Origin of the sequence: Thiocapsa sp., assembly GCF_035467215.1 — a bacterium.
GTDB lineage: Bacteria > Pseudomonadota > Gammaproteobacteria > Chromatiales > Chromatiaceae > Thiocapsa.
Map to the genome: position 1 here is coordinate 1 of NZ_DATITZ010000018.1, position 18047 is coordinate 18047.

17 protein-coding genes are annotated in these 18047 nt (G+C 64.2%); 9 read left to right on the plus strand and 8 right to left on the minus strand.

The features are described from left to right. From VLR48_RS00945 to VLR48_RS00970, 6 genes are all read left to right on the plus strand, one after another. On the plus strand, positions 1-781 hold a 781-nt coding region (locus VLR48_RS00945; protein WP_325289980.1), incomplete at its 5' end, for a glycosyltransferase. A gap of 60 nt (positions 782-841) precedes the next feature. Continuing rightward, on the plus strand, positions 842-2287 hold the full coding sequence (locus tag VLR48_RS00950; protein WP_325289981.1) for a TrkH family potassium uptake protein: 1446 nt from the start codon (positions 842-844) through the stop codon (positions 2285-2287). A 279-nt stretch (positions 2288-2566) separates the two neighbouring features. Continuing rightward, positions 2567-3040: a thioredoxin family protein gene (locus VLR48_RS00955; protein WP_325289982.1), complete on the plus strand. Its 474-nt coding sequence runs from the start codon at positions 2567-2569 to the stop codon at positions 3038-3040. Beyond that, entirely contained in the window at positions 3037-4293 is a 1257-nt protein-coding gene (locus VLR48_RS00960; protein WP_325289983.1) for a hypothetical protein, read from the plus strand. The genes VLR48_RS00955 and VLR48_RS00960 overlap by 4 nt, the downstream gene beginning before the upstream one ends. Positions 4294-4359: 66 nt before the next feature. Beyond that, entirely contained in the window at positions 4360-4695 is a 336-nt protein-coding gene (locus VLR48_RS00965; RefSeq protein WP_325289984.1) for an AbrB/MazE/SpoVT family DNA-binding domain-containing protein, read from the plus strand. Between the two features lie 280 nt (positions 4696-4975). Beyond that, positions 4976-8473 carry a class I SAM-dependent DNA methyltransferase gene (locus tag VLR48_RS00970; protein ID WP_325289995.1) on the plus strand — a complete coding sequence of 1166 codons (3498 nt, stop codon included), beginning with the start codon at positions 4976-4978 and terminating at the stop codon, positions 8471-8473. 221 nt (positions 8474-8694) lie between these two features. Here VLR48_RS00970 and VLR48_RS00975 read toward each other — a convergent pair whose 3' ends face one another. Beyond that, on the minus strand, positions 8695-9123 hold the full coding sequence (locus VLR48_RS00975; RefSeq protein ID WP_325289985.1) for a type II toxin-antitoxin system HicB family antitoxin: 429 nt from the start codon (positions 9121-9123) through the stop codon (positions 8695-8697). Between the two features lie 9 nt (positions 9124-9132). Then, entirely contained in the window at positions 9133-9297 is a 165-nt protein-coding gene (locus VLR48_RS00980) for a type II toxin-antitoxin system HicA family toxin (protein ID WP_325289986.1), read from the minus strand. A gap of 119 nt (positions 9298-9416) precedes the next feature. Between VLR48_RS00980 and VLR48_RS00985 the strand changes: the two genes are divergently transcribed. Both VLR48_RS00985 and VLR48_RS00990 read left to right on the plus strand, forming a co-directional pair. Continuing rightward, positions 9417-9584, plus strand: coding sequence for a hypothetical protein (locus VLR48_RS00985; protein WP_325289987.1), 168 nt, complete (start codon positions 9417-9419; stop codon positions 9582-9584). A gap of 15 nt (positions 9585-9599) precedes the next feature. Then, a complete protein-coding gene (locus tag VLR48_RS00990) occupies positions 9600-10619 on the plus strand; it encodes a hypothetical protein (RefSeq protein ID WP_325289988.1) in 1020 nt (339 codons plus the stop codon). A 426-nt stretch (positions 10620-11045) separates the two neighbouring features. Here the strand turns inward: VLR48_RS00990 and VLR48_RS00995 are convergent, their stop codons facing one another. Continuing rightward, entirely contained in the window at positions 11046-12098 is a 1053-nt protein-coding gene (locus VLR48_RS00995) for a hypothetical protein (protein ID WP_325289989.1), read from the minus strand. A 191-nt stretch (positions 12099-12289) separates the two neighbouring features. Continuing rightward, complete coding sequence (locus VLR48_RS01000) at positions 12290-13510, minus strand: glycerophosphodiester phosphodiesterase (protein WP_325289990.1); 1221 nt, start codon at positions 13508-13510, stop codon at positions 12290-12292. Positions 13511-13930: 420 nt separating this feature from the next. Here VLR48_RS01000 and VLR48_RS01005 point away from each other — a divergent pair, with 420 nt between their 5' ends. Further along, positions 13931-15319 carry a metallophosphoesterase gene (locus tag VLR48_RS01005; RefSeq protein ID WP_325289991.1) on the plus strand — a complete coding sequence of 463 codons (1389 nt, stop codon included), beginning with the start codon at positions 13931-13933 and terminating at the stop codon, positions 15317-15319. Positions 15320-15890: 571 nt separating this feature from the next. Here the strand turns inward: VLR48_RS01005 and VLR48_RS01010 are convergent. The 4 genes from VLR48_RS01010 to VLR48_RS01025 form a co-directional block, all read right to left on the minus strand. Further along, on the minus strand, positions 15891-16325 hold the full coding sequence (locus VLR48_RS01010) for a type II toxin-antitoxin system VapC family toxin (protein ID WP_325289992.1): 435 nt from the start codon (positions 16323-16325) through the stop codon (positions 15891-15893). Beyond that, positions 16322-16612 (minus strand): type II toxin-antitoxin system Phd/YefM family antitoxin, encoded by a 291-nt coding sequence (locus VLR48_RS01015; protein WP_120797347.1) that lies wholly within the window; start codon positions 16610-16612, stop codon positions 16322-16324. The genes VLR48_RS01010 and VLR48_RS01015 overlap by 4 nt, the downstream gene beginning before the upstream one ends. Positions 16613-17109: 497 nt before the next feature. Then, positions 17110-17541, minus strand: coding sequence for a Uma2 family endonuclease (locus VLR48_RS01020; RefSeq protein WP_325289993.1), 432 nt, complete (start codon positions 17539-17541; stop codon positions 17110-17112). Between the two features lie 42 nt (positions 17542-17583). After that, a partial coding sequence (locus VLR48_RS01025; RefSeq protein WP_325289994.1) for an ATP-binding cassette domain-containing protein occupies positions 17584-18047 on the minus strand: 464 nt, incomplete at its 5' end.

The window sequence follows — 18047 nt, forward strand, 5'->3', positions numbered from 1 at the left end:
GATGCGTTTGGGCACCCAGCTCTCGGCGGCGATGGCCGAAAAATCGGCGCTCGAACGCTGGCTGCGCTATGCACCCATCCGCCGCGCCTACCGGCGGATCGACCATATCGTCGCCGTCTCCGCCGGCGTGGCGGAGGATACCGCCCGGATTGCGCGTCTGCCGCGCGAGCGGATCAGCGTCATCCGCAACCCGGTCATCACGCCGGACCTGAACCGCTTGGCCGCCGAGCCCTGTTCGCACCCTTGGCTCGCACCGGGCCAGCCGCCGGTCATCCTGGGCGCGGGTCGCCTGCAGCGTCAAAAGGACTTCCCGACGCTGATCCATGCCTTCGCGCGGCTGCCGCGAGACCTCGATTGCAGACTCGCGATTCTCGGAGAGGGCGGCGGCCGACTCAAGCTGGAGGCGCTGATCCGGCAGCTCGGGTTGAGCGACCGCGTCGCGCTGCTCGGCTTTCAAGACAATCCTTACGCCTATCTCGCGCGTGCCCGTCTCTTCGTGCTGTCCTCCGCCTGGGAGGGCTCGCCCAACGTGCTGACGGAGGCCATGGCGCTGGGTATCCCGGTCGTCTCGACCGACTGTCCGAGCGGTCCTTTCGAGCTGTTGGACGGCGGGCGCTTCGGCCCATTGGTGCCGGTCGGTGACGTCGAGGCGCTTGCCGATGCGATGCAACGGACACTGGAGCAGCCACTCGCGCCGGCAATTCTGCGTTCGGCCGTGGCCGAGTACGAGCAAGGACGCAGCGCCGAGCGCTATCTCGAGGTGCTGGGTCTTGCCCGCTGAACCCGATCGAGGCACCCGGCTGCGAGGGCTGCGACGCCGCGCGGCCGGCTCGGCACCCCGATGAACCTCTTCCTGGTCGGTCGGATCGTCGGCATCTATGCGCTGATCTTCGGCATCACACTGGTGAGCCCGATCCTGGTCGGCCTCTGGTATCGCGAGCCCGAGGTCCTGCACTTTCTCTGGCCGATGGCCGGCTCGCTCGGGTTCGGTGCCTTCCTCTGGCTGATCGGTCGGCGCCGGGCGCGCGAGTTGAGCGTGGGCGACGGTTATCTGGTCGTGACCCTCTTCTGGGTCCTGCTGAGTATCCTGGGTGCCTGGCCGCTGATGAACGGCTTCGGTCTCTCGCCGGTCGACGCCCTGTTCGAATCCACCTCCGGGATCACGACAACGGGTGCGACCGTGATCGCCGGCCTGGACAGCATGCCGCGCTCGCTGCTCTTCTACCGCCAGCAGCTGCAGTGGTTCGGCGGGATGGGGCTCATCGTCCTCGGGGTGGCGGTCATGCCCATGCTGGGCATCGGCGGGATGCAGCTCTACCGGGCCGAGGCGCCGGGGCCGCTCAAAGAGGAGAAGCTGACCCCGCGCCTGACCCAAACCGCCCGTGCGCTTTGGCTGATCTACTTCTCGCTCACACTCGCCTGTGCCGCCGGTTATTGGCTTGCCGGGATGACCCCGTTCGATGCCGTCTCCCACAGCCTGTCCACGGTCTCGACCGGCGGCTTCTCGACTCACGACGCCAGCATGGCCCATTTCGCAAGCCCCGCCGTCGAGGCGGTCGCCGTCGTCTTCATGCTTCTGGCCGCGATCAACTTCGGCGTGCATTTCCTGGTTTGGCTCAATCGCAATCCGTTGCAGTATCTGCGCGATACCGAGGCCAGGACCTTTCTCGGCTTCGTGCTCGCCATGGTCGCGCTGGTCGGTCTGATCCTCTACCTGGAAGGCCCCTACGATCAGATACACGCCAGCCTGCGCGATGCCGCCTTCGAGGTCGTCTCCATCGTCACCAGCACCGGATTCGGGACCGTCGACTTCGCTCATTGGCCGGATTTCCTCCCGCTCCTGCTCATCTACATCAGCTTCGTCGGCGGATGCGGCGGCTCGACCGCCGGCGGCATGAAGGTGCTGCGTGTCCTGCTGATGGTCAAACAAGGCGCCCAGGAGGTGCGCCAGCTGATCCATCCGCATGCCATCCTCCCGCTGCGCTTGGGCCAACGCATCGTCGACCCGCGGCTCGCACGCTCGGTCTGGGGCTTCTTCGCGCTCTATACCTTTGCGGTCGCGACCTTGACCCTGTTGATGATCCACGCCGGGCTCGCCCCGCTGGACGCCTTCAGTGCCGTCGCCACCTGTCTGAACAATCTCGGCCCGGGGCTCGGCGAGGTCGCCCTCACCTTCCAATCGGTCAGCGATCTCGGCAAGCTGCTCGGCGTCGTCGCCATGCTTCTCGGGCGACTGGAGATCCTGACCATCCTGGTGATCCTCTCGCCGGCCTTTTGGCAGCGTTGAGCGCCGGATCATCTCGACGCGCCGGGAAAGGTTGAACAACCGAGATCCGTAGGATGGGTAGAGCGCAGCGAAACCCATCCTCACCGCTCAGACGCCCGATCCGAATGGCGTTCCGTTGTTCATGACACCCGCTCGCCGTTGTCGCGCATACCCCGCGTCGTTCTGCGCCACGTGCCAAGACAACCGAAGGTGCGAACAAGCCCGGGGTGCCCGTCCGCATCGGCTTTTGATAAGGTGCCGGTATGCAGCTTTTTCATCGCCTCGCGGGAGCTTGAATTCATGACCCGATTCGCTCGACCGGCCCTCCTCGTCCTTCTCCTGATCTCCGCTGCCGCAGCCCACGCCGAGGCACCGGACGGCTACGCCTTCAAACCCTTCGACCAGGCCATGCAACAGGCAAGGGACGAGGGCAAACCGCTCTTCGTCTACTTCGGCCGCTACGGCTGCGGCTACTGCGAGAAGACCAACAAAGAGGCCTTCTCCGACGCGCAGGTGCGTGAGCGTTATTCCGCGCATTACGCGCTCGCCTATGTCGACGCCGAGAGCGGCGAGCGTCTGCGTCTGCCGAGCGGGGAGCGCATCACCGAGCGCGAGCTCGGGACCCGTTACGACGCCTTCGTGACACCCGTCTTTTCGTTCATGACACCGGACGGGGAGACGGTCCTGCGTCTGGTGGGCGTGCAGCGGATCGAGGATCTGCTCGAGGCCGACGCCAAAATCCAAGAGGCATTGGCCGTCGCGGGTGCCTCATGAGCCGTTTCGTGATCCTGTGCACAGAACATCCGGGCCACACCGCGCTCGTCGGGGCGCTCGTTGCCGGTCTAGCCTGCGCGACGGCCTCGGGATCGGTCGCGGCGCAGCCCTGGACATTCGATGCGCCGCCGATCGAGGTGGCCGGGACCTCCGCGGGCGTCTTTCACCAGATGTCGTCCGCCGGACGCCGCAGCCTCGCGGTCTCCGACGGGACCGTCGCGGTGGTCTGGGACGACGAGCACGCAGGCGCCCCGCGCGCCTACCTGGCGCTGAAGGCCCCGAATACGGCCGTCTTTGCCACCGCGGTCCAGATCAGCGGCGAAGGCGAGGCCTTCGAGCCCGCCGTCGTCGCCCTGCCCGATCGCCGCTTCGCCGTGGCCTGGGAAGAGGACGGACGGATCCTCGTGCGGCTCGCAACGCCGGAGGGACTCGGACCGCCCTTGGAGCTCCCCCCCAAAGGCGCGCAGGTCAGCCTTGACGGCTCCAAGGCGGAGCTGGTCGCAGTCTGGGCGGATCGGGAGACCGGCGTCGGACGGATCATGACGGCGACGCTCGGCGACGACGGCGAGCTCGGTCTGGCGGTGAAGACGCGCTGCCCGGCGGACGCCGTCACCCCGGTTGCCGACCAACTCTTCCCGACCGCCACGCAGGTCGGCAAACGGCTCGTCGTCGCCTGGGAGGACCGCCGCCCCGGCCACACCATCATCATGGCCACGGCGAGCGCGGCCGGTCAGCCCTGCAGTTTCGATCCGCCGGTGCGGATCAGCGAGGATCCGCCGGGTCCCGAGCTGCCCTTCGGCGCAGGTCACGGCGTCGCGCGGGTCGCGATCGCTCCCTACGGCGCCGATCGCCTGCTCGCCGCCTGGGAGGACAAGCGAAACTTCCGTCACGGCTACGACATCTATGCCGCGCACTTCGGCCCGGACGGATTCGGCCCGAACGAGCGGGTGCAGGACGATTTCGGCGAGCTGTCCGCGCAATGGCACGTCAGCGCCGCCGGCCACCCCGACGGCACGCTCGTCGTCGCCTGGACCGACGAGCGCGAAGGCCAGGGCGACATCCTCCTGAGCTGGTATGCCGACGGCACCTGGAGCGAGGACCTTGCCCTTCCCGGAGCATCCGGCCCCGAGGAGCAGGGGCACCCGTCCATCACCCTCGACGACGCCGGCAATCTCCACGCCGCCTGGGTGACACGCGAGGCCAAAGGCGGACCGACCCGCATTCAATACCGCTTGGGGCGCCGCGCGGACTGACACCCGCTTTTCCCGACGACCGCCGCCCGGTTCTCCCCCGGTTTCCCGCTCGGCGGACGGCCTGTCTTGCTTGAGTCCTTCGCTCTGAATAAGATCATGTCTTACCTTTCGTCGGTACCGATTGTCGACAACATCATGGAAACAACACGTCTTTCCAGCAAGGTACAGGTCATACTGCCAAAGGCTATTCGGGAACAGTATCACTGGCCCGAGGGGACCGAGTTCGAGATCGAAGAACGTCCGGACAGCATTGTTTTAAGGCCAAAGAAGCCCGTCCCGACAACCTTGCTCAGTGATGTGGTGGGCTGCGCGGGCTACCGAGGCCCTGCCAAATCATTGGATGACATGGAAGACGCAATCGCCCGGGGAGTCAGCGAAAGACATGCTCGCGGTCGATACTAACGTCATCGTGCGGATTCTCACCAATGACGATCCCAATTCGATGAGAAGCTGATTAAGCTCGCACAGAGACTTCAAGCGAAGGGGATTGTAGCGGTTTGACCCCTGCGATGCGGGAACAACGCAGACGTCTGATTGCAAGATCGCCGTCGGTTCCGGAAGACCTACCGGGCCGGGGTAAGGTAACGCGAAGCCCGGTTTCCGCCGTCGCCCTCGAAGGACCGCACCGGGCATCATCCACACGAACACCCCGACCCGCTTTAGGAGCCCACCCGGCATGGCCATGGACGACACCGCAAGCATCCCGAGTTTGAATGACCCGCCCGAGGACGACGGTCTCTCGCCCGACCTCATCGACACCTTCATCGCCCGCTGGGCGGGCGCGACCGGCACCGAGCGCGCCAACTACCAACTCTTCCTGACCGAGCTGTGCACGCTCCTCGGGCTGCCCCAACCGGACCCCGCCCGGCAGGACACCCACGACAACGCCTATTGCTTCGAGCGCCGGGTCGTCTTCCAGCATGGTGACGGGACCGAGAGCCACGGCTTCATCGACCTCTATCGGCGCACCTGCTATGTGCTCGAATGCAAGCAGACGGGCTTGAGTCTCGATACCGGCGGCTGGGACAAGGCGATGCTGCGCGCACACGGTCAGGCGGTGCAGTACGTGCGCGCCCTCCCCGCCGCCGAGGGCCGTCCGCCCTTCGTGGTGGTCGTGGACGTCGGACGCAGCATCGAGCTCTACAGCGAGTTCAGCCGCAGCGGCGGTGCCTACATCCCCTACCCGGACCCGCGCTCGCACCGCATCCGCCTGGACGACCTGCGCCGCCCCGAGATCCGCGCCCGGCTGCGTGCCGTCTGGCTCGACCCGCTGAGTCTCGACCCCACCCGCTACGCCGCCCGCGTCACCCGCGAGATCGCCGTGCAGCTGGCCCGGCTCGCCGTCTCGCTGGAGTCCGCCGGACATCCGCCCCAGACCACCGCCGCCTTCCTGATTCGCTGTCTCTTCACCCTCTTCGCCGAGGACGTGGGCCTCCTCAAGCAAGACTGCTTCAGCGAGCTGCTGCGCTCGATGCGCGACAGCCCGGCCCAATTCGTCCCCATGGTCCAAGCACTGTGGCAAGACATGGACCGCGGCAGCCCCTTCTCCACGGTGCTGCGCGATCGCGTCCTGCGCTTCAACGGCGGACTGTTCGCCGACCACACCGCGCTGCCGCTCGACCGCGACCAGCTCGATCTGCTCATCGATGCCGCCGGCGCCGACTGGCGCCACGTCGAGCCCGCCATCTTCGGGACACTGCTGGAACGCGCTCTCGACCCCCTGGAGCGGCACCGGCTCGGCGCCCATTACACCCCGCGCGCCTATGTCGAGCGCCTCGTGATCCCGACCGTCATCGAGCCCCTGCGCGAGGACTGGACCGGCGTGCAGAGCGCCGCCTTCGCGCTGCATGAGCAGGGCAAGGACGCCGAGGCGATCCGCCTGGTCTCCGCCTTTCAGGTCGGACTCGCAAACATCCGCGTCCTGGATCCAGCATGCGGATCCGGCAATTTCCTCTATGTCACCCTCGAGCACCTCAAGCGCCTGGAGGGCGAGGTGCTCGACACCCTCCAGTCGCTCGGCCAGCGCCAGACCCTGCTCGAGCTCGAAGGGGTCAGCGTCGACCCGCACCAGCTCCTCGGCCTCGAGCTCAACCCCCGCGCCGCCGCCATCGCCGAGACGGTCCTCTGGATCGGCTATCTGCAATGGCACTTCCGAACCCACGGCGCCGTGCATCCGCCCGAGCCCATCATCCGCGACTTCCGCAACATCCAATGCCGCGACGCCGTGCTCGACTACGATCGGGTCGAGTACGTGACCGACGAGATCGGCCGCCCCGTCACCCGCTGGGACGGGCGGACCATGAAACGCCATCCCGTCACCGGCGAGCAGGTCCCGGACGAGACCGCGCAGGCGCCGCTGGAGAGGTATGTCGATCCGCGTCGGGCCACGTGGCCGGAAGCGGATTTCGTGGTGGGGAATCCGCCGTTTATCGGCACTGGAAACATGCGCCGCGCCTTGGGCGACGGCTATGTCGACGCGCTGCGCGGCGCCTGGCACCAGGTCCCGGAGTCCGCCGATCTGGTCATGTACTGGTGGGAGCAAGCGGCCGAGCTGGCTCGGACCGGCAAGCTCCGCCGCTTCGGACTCATCACTACCAACAGCCTGCGTCAGACCTTCAACCGGCGGGTTTTAGAGCGTCATCTCGGCGCGGCCGATCCGCTGTCGCTGGTCTTCGCGGTCCCCGACCATCCCTGGGTCGACGCGACGGACGGCGCACAGGTGCGGATCGGGATGACGGTAGGTCAGGCCGGCACCCTGACGGGCCAGCTCGACCGTGTGGTCAGCGAGCGATCGGGACAAGGCGAGGGGCTGGCGGTTGACGTGGAGCGGATCGAAGGGCGCATCCATGCAGATTTGAGGATCGGCGCCAACGTCTCCGCCGCAGTGCCTTTGCGGGCCGATCAGGGCGTCAGTTCTCCGGGCGTGAAGCTCCACGGCTCCGGATTCATCGTTACCCCGGATCAGGCCGCTGCCCTGGGTCTCGGGCGAATCCCCGGACTGGAGCGGCACATCCGCACCTATCTCAACGGACGCGATCTTACCCAGAGTCCGCGCGGCGTCATGGTCATTGATTTGTTCGGACTGACCGCGGACGAGGTCCGGACGCGCTATCCGGAGGTGTATCAGTGGGTCTTGGAACGGGTGAAGCCGGAGCGGGATGCTAAGGGCCACACGAAAGATGGCAAGGGTTACGCAATGCTGTGGTGGCTTCACGGCAAGCCACGACAAGAGCTGCGTCGGTATTTGAAAAATCTACCGCGCTACATCGCGACCGTCGAGACCGCGAAGCACCGGGTTTTCGTCTTCTTGGGGGAATCGGTTCTTCCCGACAACAAGCTCGTCAACATCGCACTGGATGACGCCTGGATTCTGGGGACGCTATCGAGCCGCGTCCATGCCTACTGGGCGCTCGCAACAGGCAGCCGTCTCGGTGTCGGCAACGATCCTGTCTACGTCAAGACACGCTGCTTCGAAACCTTCCCCTTCCCCGAGCCGTCCGATCCGCAGAAATCCGAGATCCGGCGACTCGCCGAAGACCTCGACGCCCACCGCAAGCAGCGCCAAGCCCTGCACCCGACCCTGACCATGACCGGGATGTATAACGTCCTGGAACGCCTGCGCCGGGGCGAGCCGCTCGACCCCAAGGATCGGATCATCCATGAGCAGGGCCTGGTCTCCATCCTGCGCCAGATCCACGACGCGCTGGATACCGCCGTGCTCGCGGCCTACGGCTGGTCCGACCTGACCGAACCGCTGCTCGCCTCCGCGCCGGGGAGCGAGCAGTCGGCAGCGATCGAAGAGACCATCCTGCAACGCCTGGTGACCCTCAACACCGAGCGCGCAGCCGAAGAGCGCCGCGGCCTGATCCGCTGGCTGCGCCCGGATTTTCAACATCCGGGACAAACCACCGACGACACGGGCAGCGTCGGCACCGGGGCGGACACTGCCGACATCCAAACCATCGCCGCCGGCCCCAAACGCGACTGGCCGCGCGCCCTACCCGATCAATTCCTCGCCCTGCGCGCCGTACTCGCCGCCCGGCCCGGCCCCGTCGCCGCCCCGGAGCTGGCCCAAGGCTTCACCCGCGCCCCGCGCGCCAAGGTCGCCGAGCTTCTGGAAATCCTCGTCACCCTCGGCCACGCCCGACGCCTCGTCGACGGCCGCTATCTCCCGGGGTGATCGCGACTCGGCGAGATGGGCTCGCCGTTCGACATGGCCGGCCGGGACGCCGCTGCCGCAACGTTCGCCGAGCGCCGGCGTGATCCTGTCGCCCTGCGCAGATCGCCGGGATCCCCGGTCGCGTTTCCGACGGGGAAAACCGGGTCAGGGAAAACGGCTGGAAAGCGGCGCAGTCGCGTGAGCGGATGAGGCTGCGAGGCCCGATCGAACGTCACAGCGCCCTACGCGGCGTCTCGCGGGCTGACGCGCACGTCGACGCTGAGATCGAGCGCGCGTGCAGCGGCTTCGATCTGGTCGAAGCGCGAGGCGTGCGTGAGGTCGAACAACCGGTCGACTTGCGGAACATGCCAGCCCAGGCGACGGGCCAAGTCGGCCTTACGAATGCCCTGCTCGGTCATCGCCCGGTAAAGCCCGAGCTTGGCAGACTCGAGCCCGGATGGACGCACGGTCGGACGGCCCCCTGCAGCGGACGGAACGGGCAGCGGAAGGCGCTTTTCGATGTAGAAGGAGAGCGCCGTTTCCAACGCATCGACGGCCTGCAACAGGGCCTCGTCGGCGTCGGCGCCGAAGGTGATGGCCTCCGGGACGTCCGGAAAAGTCACCAGCACCGTGCCGCCATCAGGAGTCAGCTCCACGGGATAGTCGAACATGCACGCACCTCACTTCAGACCCAGTTGCCGTTTGATGGCCGTCTCGAGTTCTTTGCCGAGCTCGTCTTTAGCGTGCATCGGGGGAACCGCTTGGCGGCCGTTCAGGAACACCTTCAGATGAGAGCCTTTTCCGGGCTGGAAGGTCGCCCCCTGTCGCTCCAGCCACTTCTTCATCTGCTTCGAGTTCATGAACTGAGGATTAAACACTTATGTTGTTTCTGTCAATCGAAACACAACAATGATCTGCTGTTCGAGAGCACGGAAAAGGTACCATTTTCCACGATGTACGCGAGATGAAAGATCCCCACGCCAAGCGCATCCTCAACACGGCGGCGTTTCACCTCGGCGCCGACGTGGTCGCCGAGCGACGAAAGTTCCCGATTGCCGAGGCATCGGTTGAAGCGGACACGAGTGGCCAATGCACGCCGGGCGGCCCCGTCGAACCGCCCAATCACCGCTAAACGGACGAGTTTGCCATGCCGACATCTCATCCGATGGATGACCGGCCGGATGCCGGGCCATTTCTGGACCTGCCCGCCCGGCTGGGATGGCGAGCACGCTACGCCGAGATCATTCTTGCCGATCCGCCTTATGTGATCCTGCAAGCCACACCCATCTTTCCGTGCTGCCATCCCGGACTGATCGAGCGCGGCATCGTCTGGGACACATTCAGCTTGCTCGATTCGCACGAACGCCCAGGAGGGCACCAGATCTTGACCAGCAGTTGCGGTATCGCGGATGACGCCGGGTTGAAAGCGCGGATACTGGTCAGCCATCCGGACACACGGCGGATCGTCTGGGAGCTCGATCTAATGGGGCTGGGGCCTGCCCTGGAGGATCATCTACACGCAGAGAAAGGTTTTATCCGGTTGACCTTCGAGCGAGATCAGTACGAGTCCGATCTTCGAGCGCTGGTCCGTGAGCTGCGCGAACGTGCGACCCATCCCGTAACGGTCGCAGAATTGTCGGAAACCGTCGGTTTCGAGTCTCTGCGTGATGACTATTGGCAACTGGCACCATTTCAAGTCGAGGAGCTTGAACCCAGTATCGGCGGTATGGCGCTGGAACAATTGCTGGATCTCGACCCCGATTCACTTCCGGCGCGTACGCCACTATGGCCCCCTGGAACCCTGATCGAATTCGGGTTTTTCGAGGTCGGCGACGGACATGAATTGATGCGGGTGAATGGCGAATCACGGCGGCTTGCCTGGCCTCCTCGTTACTTCACGCGCTGGGAAGCCATGAACGCTTTCAATGTCTGGGTCAGACTATTCCATCGAGGGTTTGTGCTCGGCCACCACGGTTGCATCTCGCCAGCAAGGAGCGAGCGAAATCGCTTCTTCCTCCTTCATGAATCTGACCGGGCGGGTTGTCATGCTGCGGGCCGCAATCTGGCGGACGTGGTGCAGCGTCATTATCTGGAAGGCGAGACCGCTCCCGGTGTCACTGTTCGCTATGTTGAATGTCCGTTTGAGGTCGCCGCACGGATGAACTAGGCAGCCGGTCGCCGATCTCGGTAGCTCAGCAGGCATCGATCCGTCTGAATGCCGATACTGCCATCAGCAGCACGATCCGCTGAGGGTGACCGCCCGCGCGCTGCCACCCGACCGATCCGTCAAGCCAACGCCGCGCGCGCGGGCGTCGAGACGCCGCTTTAGCGGCGATTCAAGATTCTGTTTCCGTCCGGCAACATGAGACACGTTTCCAGCACCGTGGACATCGGTCTGCATCAATGATCGCGCTCGACGCTCCTCAGACTCCGGCTCGCAGCGCCGGCTTGCTCCAGGGCATCGGATGCTTGCAGCATGGGTCGGTAGATCCGCCGTCCGCTCTTGAGCGCCTGCTCCAACTGCCACCAGGCACGATCGGGGTCAGGATCGAGGTAGGGCGCCTCTCCAAATTTGGCGACGTAGTGCTCGATCCTAAAACCATCGACCGTCGGCGCCTCGCCGAAACGTCTGACCCGATGCGTTGTCGGTGAAGTGACGAAACGCATTAACCCAACAAGTATCAGCACCGTCAGAAGGACCGGGATTCCGACAAGTACCGCTACCAACAGGTCGGCCGCGTACCTCCACGGCGCCGACGAGATTAAAAGCATCCATCGCCCGGCAACGCGCGGCGGAGCGGATGGTCAGAGGTGGTTCGCCTCCCCGGGACGCGTCGTCAACCACCGCGAACCAATCCCAAGCGTCTTGCAGGCGGGAGCGGAACAGGTGTTCCGCCGCGGACGACTCCAGCAACGCCTGTCCTGGTTGCTCGCCGAGCAGCGCGCCCATAGCCCCATTCAGTGCTTCGCGACGCGCGAGCGCGAACTGTAGTTGCAGTCGAGCAAAGTCGACCTGGTCGTCGGGGTCCGGGCACCAGGCCGACCTCAAAGCCAAGGGATGGAGCAGCGCCGTCAGTTTGAGAAAGAACCAGCTCCGATGTTCCTTCGCCGACCAGTCCGTGGCGTGGGCCAAGGCTTGCGTAGCAACATATACCGGCCAGCGCCAAGGCAACTCGCCTGCGATTTCCGGCCAGAATGCATCGGCGCCGATGTGCCATTCCGAAGCATCGAATACGGTCTCGAAGAAGTCGCGAAACGTCTCCGCGAGTTTATCCAGCCAGTCCAACGGTTCCTGGTACCAGGCGAGACGCCGATACTCCCGCCCCTCGGAATCTGTCTGTCGCACAGTCAGACGCAGCATCCCACCACCGCCATCCTCGGTGCAAAGTTCCGAGTAGACACCTTCCTCGTCAATGCGCAAGGTCACCGGCACTAGCTGTTCGCCGGTCGCCATCGCCCAGACCCACACCGAGACCAAGGGGGAAGAGACACTGCTCATGCGGATGACCAGTGGCTCTTCGTCGCCGATAAGCCAGGGAATCCAGCCCGCCTCGGGTGCACAGAGTTGCAGTGACGGAGGGGTTGCCAAGATGGTATCCGAAGCGGGCGAAAGCCGATCAAAGCGCAGATCGAATGCCGACTGCATGAGACCTTCTCCTAAGTCGGGGAATGTGCAAGCCTGCAGGGCTGGCTTGAGGGAGAATGGTTCAGGCTCAATTGAGCCGCGCCCCACCACTGGCGATGACCTACCATGAGCCCCCATTCACTCGCCTCGCGTAGCTTCACCCGGTAACCTGAATAGTTGCAGGGGATATCTATCCCGTCATGCTCGGGATATCACCGACGGTTGCAGGCGCCAATGACTGACGGAACCCAGGAATGAAGGGATGCATCCCTCGCCTTGACGCCGGTCTCGGGGAACTCGGTAAACAGGCCATCGAAGCCCAGATCATAGTAATAGGTCATCTCCGCCCGAGGATCCGAAAAGCCGAAGCCGCCGTCGTCATTGCGGAAGGTCCAGCTATGCACCTGCAGCCCCTTCGCGTGCGCCCTTTCCAGAACACCGGTGCTCCCGTCGACACGGCGATCGTTGATCGTGATGTATCCGTCGCCGTTCCGATCGACATGATCATTGACGGTTTTGACCAGATACGGTTTCCAGGGAGAAACGGCATCGGCATAGGTCTTGACAAAGTCCAGCCCGGCATCGGTCAACAGGTCGGCAAAGGTACGTGTATCCCCAGAAACGACAAAGTCGTACGGCTGTCGATAAGGCGCGATCAAAGACACCGAGCCATCGTCGTTCACATCCGTGGCATCGATCAACTGCACCAGATTGATCCGCGTTCTGCGACTCAGATATTGCAAATTCCCGACCTCAAACGACTGGATCCATACCGGTGCACAAGCGTCGTTTCCGTATGCGCGATGCAGCTTTTGAAGCAGGCTCTTTTCGAAGAAATACTTGCCGAAGCGTTTATGGTTTTTCTTGCCGGTCAGGGTCGCATGGTAGGTCGAATGCTTGATCTCGGGATAGATGCCGATCGTGCGTCCGGTTCTCATGCTCTTTTGCTTGGCCAGCGCGATCACTTGCTCCAGCGTGGGGATTTCATACAATCCGTTGTATTGTTGATCGCGGTTCGCGCGCGACTGCACCGCGCGCAGGGTCTTGATTTCCGCCAGCGTAAAATCGGTCGCGAACCAGTCGTCATACTCGACGCCGTCGACCATGCGCCGGGTCTTGCGATCGGCAAATTCCGGGTGGCCGGCGACATCCGTGGTTGCGCCGATCATCGGCTCATGCCGGGCGACCATCTGGCCATCCAGGGTCAGCACCAGATCCGGTTCGATAAAATCGGCTCCCATGTCGATGGCCAGGGCGTAGCTTTCCAGGGTATGTTCGGGACGATAGCCGGATGCACCGCGATGAGCGATCACCAAGGGCGTGATGTTCGGCGCCGCTGTTTCAACGGGACCGGCTTGTGACCTGTTCTGACAACCGAATACGGCAAGCGCGGCGGCCGCCAACAAGGTCTTTTTATAGGTTGCGTTAAACATCAATCGTCATCTTGCGGTTTTCGCGGCTGCACCAATCGCAGTATAGACCGCACCGGGAATGCAGATGTGTGTTGCAGCGGGCTCGGCGAGCCGAAGCGCCTTTAGGCCGCGCGGGCCGGCAAGGGTCACCGGGCGGCGGGTTTGCCGTTGGTTCTGAAACGCTCGGCCTCGGGGATCGGGAGACCGGGACCGAGGCACGGGTTTTGCGGGCAAGGGTTCGCTGTCGGCGGGACCCCGGCGCAGGGAGGCGGTAGACCGCGGAGCCGGACTGCGGGCCCCGCTCCGAACCGGATCCTCGGCGGCTGCGACCGCGCACCGACTCGCGAAGTCGAAACCTGGTCTAGAATTCGAAGTGGTAGGCCTGACACAAGCGGGAGGCGCCTTCCCTTGCCACCCGCAATCCGGCTCGGGAGGCGAACAATGAAGCGCCGCGATTTTCTGAAGCATGCCGCCATTGGAGGGGCGCTGGGCTCCCTGGCGGGACGCGTGAATCCAGGTGGGCTGGTCTATCCCGCGTACGAATCCAGCGCCGCGGGTGGGACCAAGCTGGTGTTTGTGAGCGACCTGCATCTGAATGCGGATGCCGACGTATCCTGGATCAATAGTCATTTGCCCGACCTTGCCGACTTCTTCTCCTCAATCAGAAACAGGACGGACGTTTCCGAGCTGGTGATTCTCGGCGACTTGGTGGACGACTGGGTGATTCCGACGGATCGCACACCGAGCGCCTTCGAAGCGATTCTGGACGCAGATCAAAACGCCGAAGTTGTCCAGGCACTGCAGGCGGTCTGCGACACCTCCATCCACGTAACCTACGTCACTGGGAACCACGACCTGCTTTCGTTTCAGCAGGACAACACGGCCACCCTGAACGCGTTCTTTCCCGAGATGACGGTCGTATCGAACGAGCCGGGCCTCGGCGCTTACGCTCGCGACCGGGTACTCTATGCCGAGCACGGGCATCGCTACGATCTGTTCAACAGTCCGGATACCTGGAGCCACCCGGGCAGCCACCTACCGCTCGGGTATTTCATCGCCCGATCGGTCGCAACCCAGTCCGCCCGGGACGGGCGAATCTACACCTTGCCCGATACCCAGCGCAGCTGGATGAGCGCCGTGCTGAACGCGCCTGATCTCGCCAGGTCCGCAGAAGGGCTTTCAGCACTCGATTCGGCGAGCGACGAGCGCATTCGCGAGATTCTGCGCGAACTGGAAGGGCCGGAGAACCGGGCGCCGGCAAGGCGGCCCGCCAAGCGCAGAGTCTACCCGAGCGATCGATGGGACGACGGATTCATCGACGACGATCTGATCGTCCTGATCTTTCGAAGCATCGCGTTGTGGGCGGGTGAAGGTCCCTGGAGCCGGTTCGCGATGGCCGATGAGGACGGTTTCGCAAGGGATCCGCGGGTAAGGGATGTCGCGCAATGGTACGACGAGATCTTTTCGCAGTGGCCGGACCGTCAGAACATCGTGAGCGCAGACATGGCGTTCTGGAACGACGTAGACTACATGGGGAGCGCCGCGGATCTATTATTCGCGATGCCCGAGCGAATCAAACCCTATTACGACTTCACACCCCGTATCGTTCTGTTCGGACATACGCACAAGCCTGTCCTTCAATTCCACGGCGTCGCGGACACGATTTACGCCAATACAGGAACATGGATCGATAACAAGCCGATGACTTGGGTCGAGGTCGAGGTCCCCGCGGAAGATGCAGTGGACGAGCGGAAATATACGGTATCCCTCTGGTACCGGGGGGATAACAAGGCAAGGTACAGCGCGTCGATCGATGCGCCTGCGGCCTGATGGTCCTGCAATCGCGCATTGTCGAGGGTCGATGTCGAGATCAGCCTCGACGGCGGTATCCCGGCAGGAAGCGCGGTTGTCCCGGATGTATAGCGAACGGGCGTGGGTTTTTCGCCGCGGATCCCGGTGCTCGACTTGCGGGCAATGTCCGGGCGCCTGGACGTCGGAAGCCGATTAGCTATCGATGGCTCCCAGGCACGCCGCCTATCTTCTCGGCCGATGTCGAGACCTGGATGGCGATGACCGCGCAAATGGCTGCGATCGGGACGAGAAGGGCGAGCACACCTGACCGGAGGAAGAGTATTCCGCACACGACGGCGCCGCTCAGGTAGACCGCCCATTAGTTTACGGCCGATTGGCGGCAGGCAGCCGTTTTGCAGTTCAGAGCCTTTGTTCCCGGCCGTCTTCGACCTTTCCGATCGACCGTGACGAGGACTCATCGGCTGTATCGACGACGACCCCCAGCCTCTCGAAGAGCCACAGGTCTCATCCGGACTTTTCCGCCAATACTTGGGCGATCGCGGCGGCACGGGTAAGTCATTGAGCTTCTATTGGTTACAGAGGGCCGTCGCTAGGCCCCCGTTCCGATTTTCGGATCGGACCAGTTCTCGACGATGAGGCTGGAGAAGTCCGCGAAGTCCTCGGTGTTGCGTGTGACGAGAACCAACCCATTGACGGCGGCGATGGCCGCGATCTGGCTGTCGGCGTAAGAGGGCGTACGCCCGATCTTTTCCAGGCGTGCACGTTCGCGCGCTTGCCATTCGCCGGCCGCCGCGTCGAAGGGCAGGATCGGCAGGGTCGGGCGGACGCGCTCTTCCAGGTAGGCGTGGATGAGGTCCCGACGTACGCCTGGCGGCAGACGCTCGAACCCGTAATACATCTCTTGCCAGGAGATGGCCGAGACGGCCAATTCCGTTGCGTGCGCCTCGATGCCGGCGAGGACAGGCCCGGAGGGCCTTGCTCTGATCGGCTCGGAGACCACGTTGGTGTCCAACAGGTATTTCATTCGGACCACTCGAAGCCGCGGTCCTGTGCTGCGCGATCGCGCCAAGATTCAATCTCTTCGGACTGCAGATCGATGGGTTCGAATTCAGGATCCGCGCGCATCTCCCGAATTGCATCCCAGAAGGTTGGCCGGACGGCACCTCGGCTCAGGCGGCCGTACTCGGCTTCCGAGAGCAGCACGGCAACGGGCCGACCGCGGCGCGTAATGTGCACCGTCTCACCGCGCTCGGCTTGGTAGATGAGGTGCGTGAGCCGGTTCCTCGCCTCGGCAATCGATGTCTCGGCCATAGGGTTAAACTCGTGGCTAGGTTGATGGCCATGTTACTGTGCATTCCGTCAGGGCGGCAATGCGTGCTTCGGAATCGGCAGGGACCAGCAAAGGGGGCAAACTCAATTCACGCCCGCTCGGTCTATCCGAGAATCGGGAGATCTGAAGGCACCCTGCCACGGACGGGAATTCCGTCGGGTTCCTGTGCCACGGGTTCTCTTTGGGGTTGACAGCGCGAAACACGGCCATAATCGCCGCTTGATTTCTCCACGCCCTCGTGGCTCTGTTTCAGTTTACGGCCGATTGGCGGCAGGCATGATCCGATCCATTGCTCGGTCCGTCGCCTAGCTAGTGTGGCTCCGGCTCCGGTTCCCCAGGCATCGGTCGGCCCGCGACGGGTTCCGACCCGATCTGCCGGTCGAACAGACAAGGTCGCGTCAGGGGCGCCGACGTGCCACCGGCCTAAGCCGGATTGCTCTCTGCGGATCAGAGCCCCCGTCCCTTCCGAGCGGCGACTTCAATCCTCGAGCACGACGTCTTCGTACAGGTCGGCCACGGACAGGCGCACCTCGAGGTCGCCGCAGGTGAAGGTCAGGTCACCGTCCTCGATGATCTCATGGCGCCAATCCCCTGGCTCCGTGCGCCGGAAGCGTTCCACGCGGCGGCTGTCCTGCGCCACCAGCAGGTAGTCGCGCAGAGACGGCAGGGTCCGGTAGGCGATGAGCTTTTCGCGACGGTCGATGATCTCGGTCGAGGGCGAGAGCACCTCGGCGATCAGGCAGGGAGATGCCTTGTAAAGCGACTCTCGGTCATGCGGATCGCAGGTCAAGAGAACGTCCGGGTAATAGAAGGCCTCGTGTGCCGCAACCCGCACCTTCATGTCGCTGGCCAGCTCGCCTTGGAGATAGTCGTCGAGACCGATGTGAAGAATCGCCGCGGGCTGAGTCATGAGGATGCTCCTGTGCCGAGGATTTGCTCGCTCACCGTCAGCTTACGCCACCGCGCCAGCGGCGTCTCGCAGCAAGGCCCCGTGCGTGGCTTCCGGGATGACCTTGGAATCGCCGCGGGCCACCTCGCGGCCGTTGTCGAGGACGAGGACGCGGTCGACCCAGTCCAGCCCGGCGGGACGGTGCGTGATGAGCAGCACGGTGCGCCCGACCATGAGCCGGTCCAGCGCCTGCATGAGACTGCGCTCGGTCTCGGCATCGAGGCCCTCGGTAGGCTCGTCCAGCAACAGGATGGGGGCATCCTTGAGCAGGGCGCGGGCGACGGCGATGCGCCGGGCCTGTCCGCCGGAGAGACGCACGCCGGTCTCGCCCACCCAGGTGCCGTAGCCGTCGGGCAGCTCGCTGATGAAGTCGTGGATCTGGGCGACGCGGCAGGCGGCCTCGATCGCCTCCTGCGTGGCCTCGGGCGCGGCAATCTGCAGGTTCTCGCGGATGGTGGTGTCGAAGA

Coding starts and splice junctions, on each gene's coding strand:
- VLR48_RS00950 (WP_325289981.1), top strand. CDS start 842: ATGAACCTCTTCCTGGTCGGTCGGATCGTCGGCATCTATGCGCTGATC.
- VLR48_RS00955 (WP_325289982.1), top strand. CDS start 2,567: ATGACCCGATTCGCTCGACCGGCCCTCCTCGTCCTTCTCCTGATCTCC.
- VLR48_RS00960 (WP_325289983.1), top strand. CDS start 3,037: ATGAGCCGTTTCGTGATCCTGTGCACAGAACATCCGGGCCACACCGCG.
- VLR48_RS00970 (WP_325289995.1), top strand. CDS start 4,976: ATGGACGACACCGCAAGCATCCCGAGTTTGAATGACCCGCCCGAGGAC.
- VLR48_RS00975 (WP_325289985.1), bottom strand. CDS start 9,123: ATGTTCGACTATCCCGTGGAGCTGACTCCTGATGGCGGCACGGTGCTG.
- VLR48_RS00980 (WP_325289986.1), bottom strand. CDS start 9,297: ATGAAGAAGTGGCTGGAGCGACAGGGGGCGACCTTCCAGCCCGGAAAA.
- VLR48_RS00985 (WP_325289987.1), top strand. CDS start 9,417: ATGAAAGATCCCCACGCCAAGCGCATCCTCAACACGGCGGCGTTTCAC.
- VLR48_RS00990 (WP_325289988.1), top strand. CDS start 9,600: ATGCCGACATCTCATCCGATGGATGACCGGCCGGATGCCGGGCCATTT.
- VLR48_RS00995 (WP_325289989.1), bottom strand. CDS start 12,098: ATGCAGTCGGCATTCGATCTGCGCTTTGATCGGCTTTCGCCCGCTTCG.
- VLR48_RS01000 (WP_325289990.1), bottom strand. CDS start 13,510: ATGTTTAACGCAACCTATAAAAAGACCTTGTTGGCGGCCGCCGCGCTT.
- VLR48_RS01005 (WP_325289991.1), top strand. CDS start 13,931: ATGAAGCGCCGCGATTTTCTGAAGCATGCCGCCATTGGAGGGGCGCTG.
- VLR48_RS01010 (WP_325289992.1), bottom strand. CDS start 16,325: ATGAAATACCTGTTGGACACCAACGTGGTCTCCGAGCCGATCAGAGCA.
- VLR48_RS01015 (WP_120797347.1), bottom strand. CDS start 16,612: ATGGCCGAGACATCGATTGCCGAGGCGAGGAACCGGCTCACGCACCTC.
- VLR48_RS01020 (WP_325289993.1), bottom strand. CDS start 17,541: ATGACTCAGCCCGCGGCGATTCTTCACATCGGTCTCGACGACTATCTC.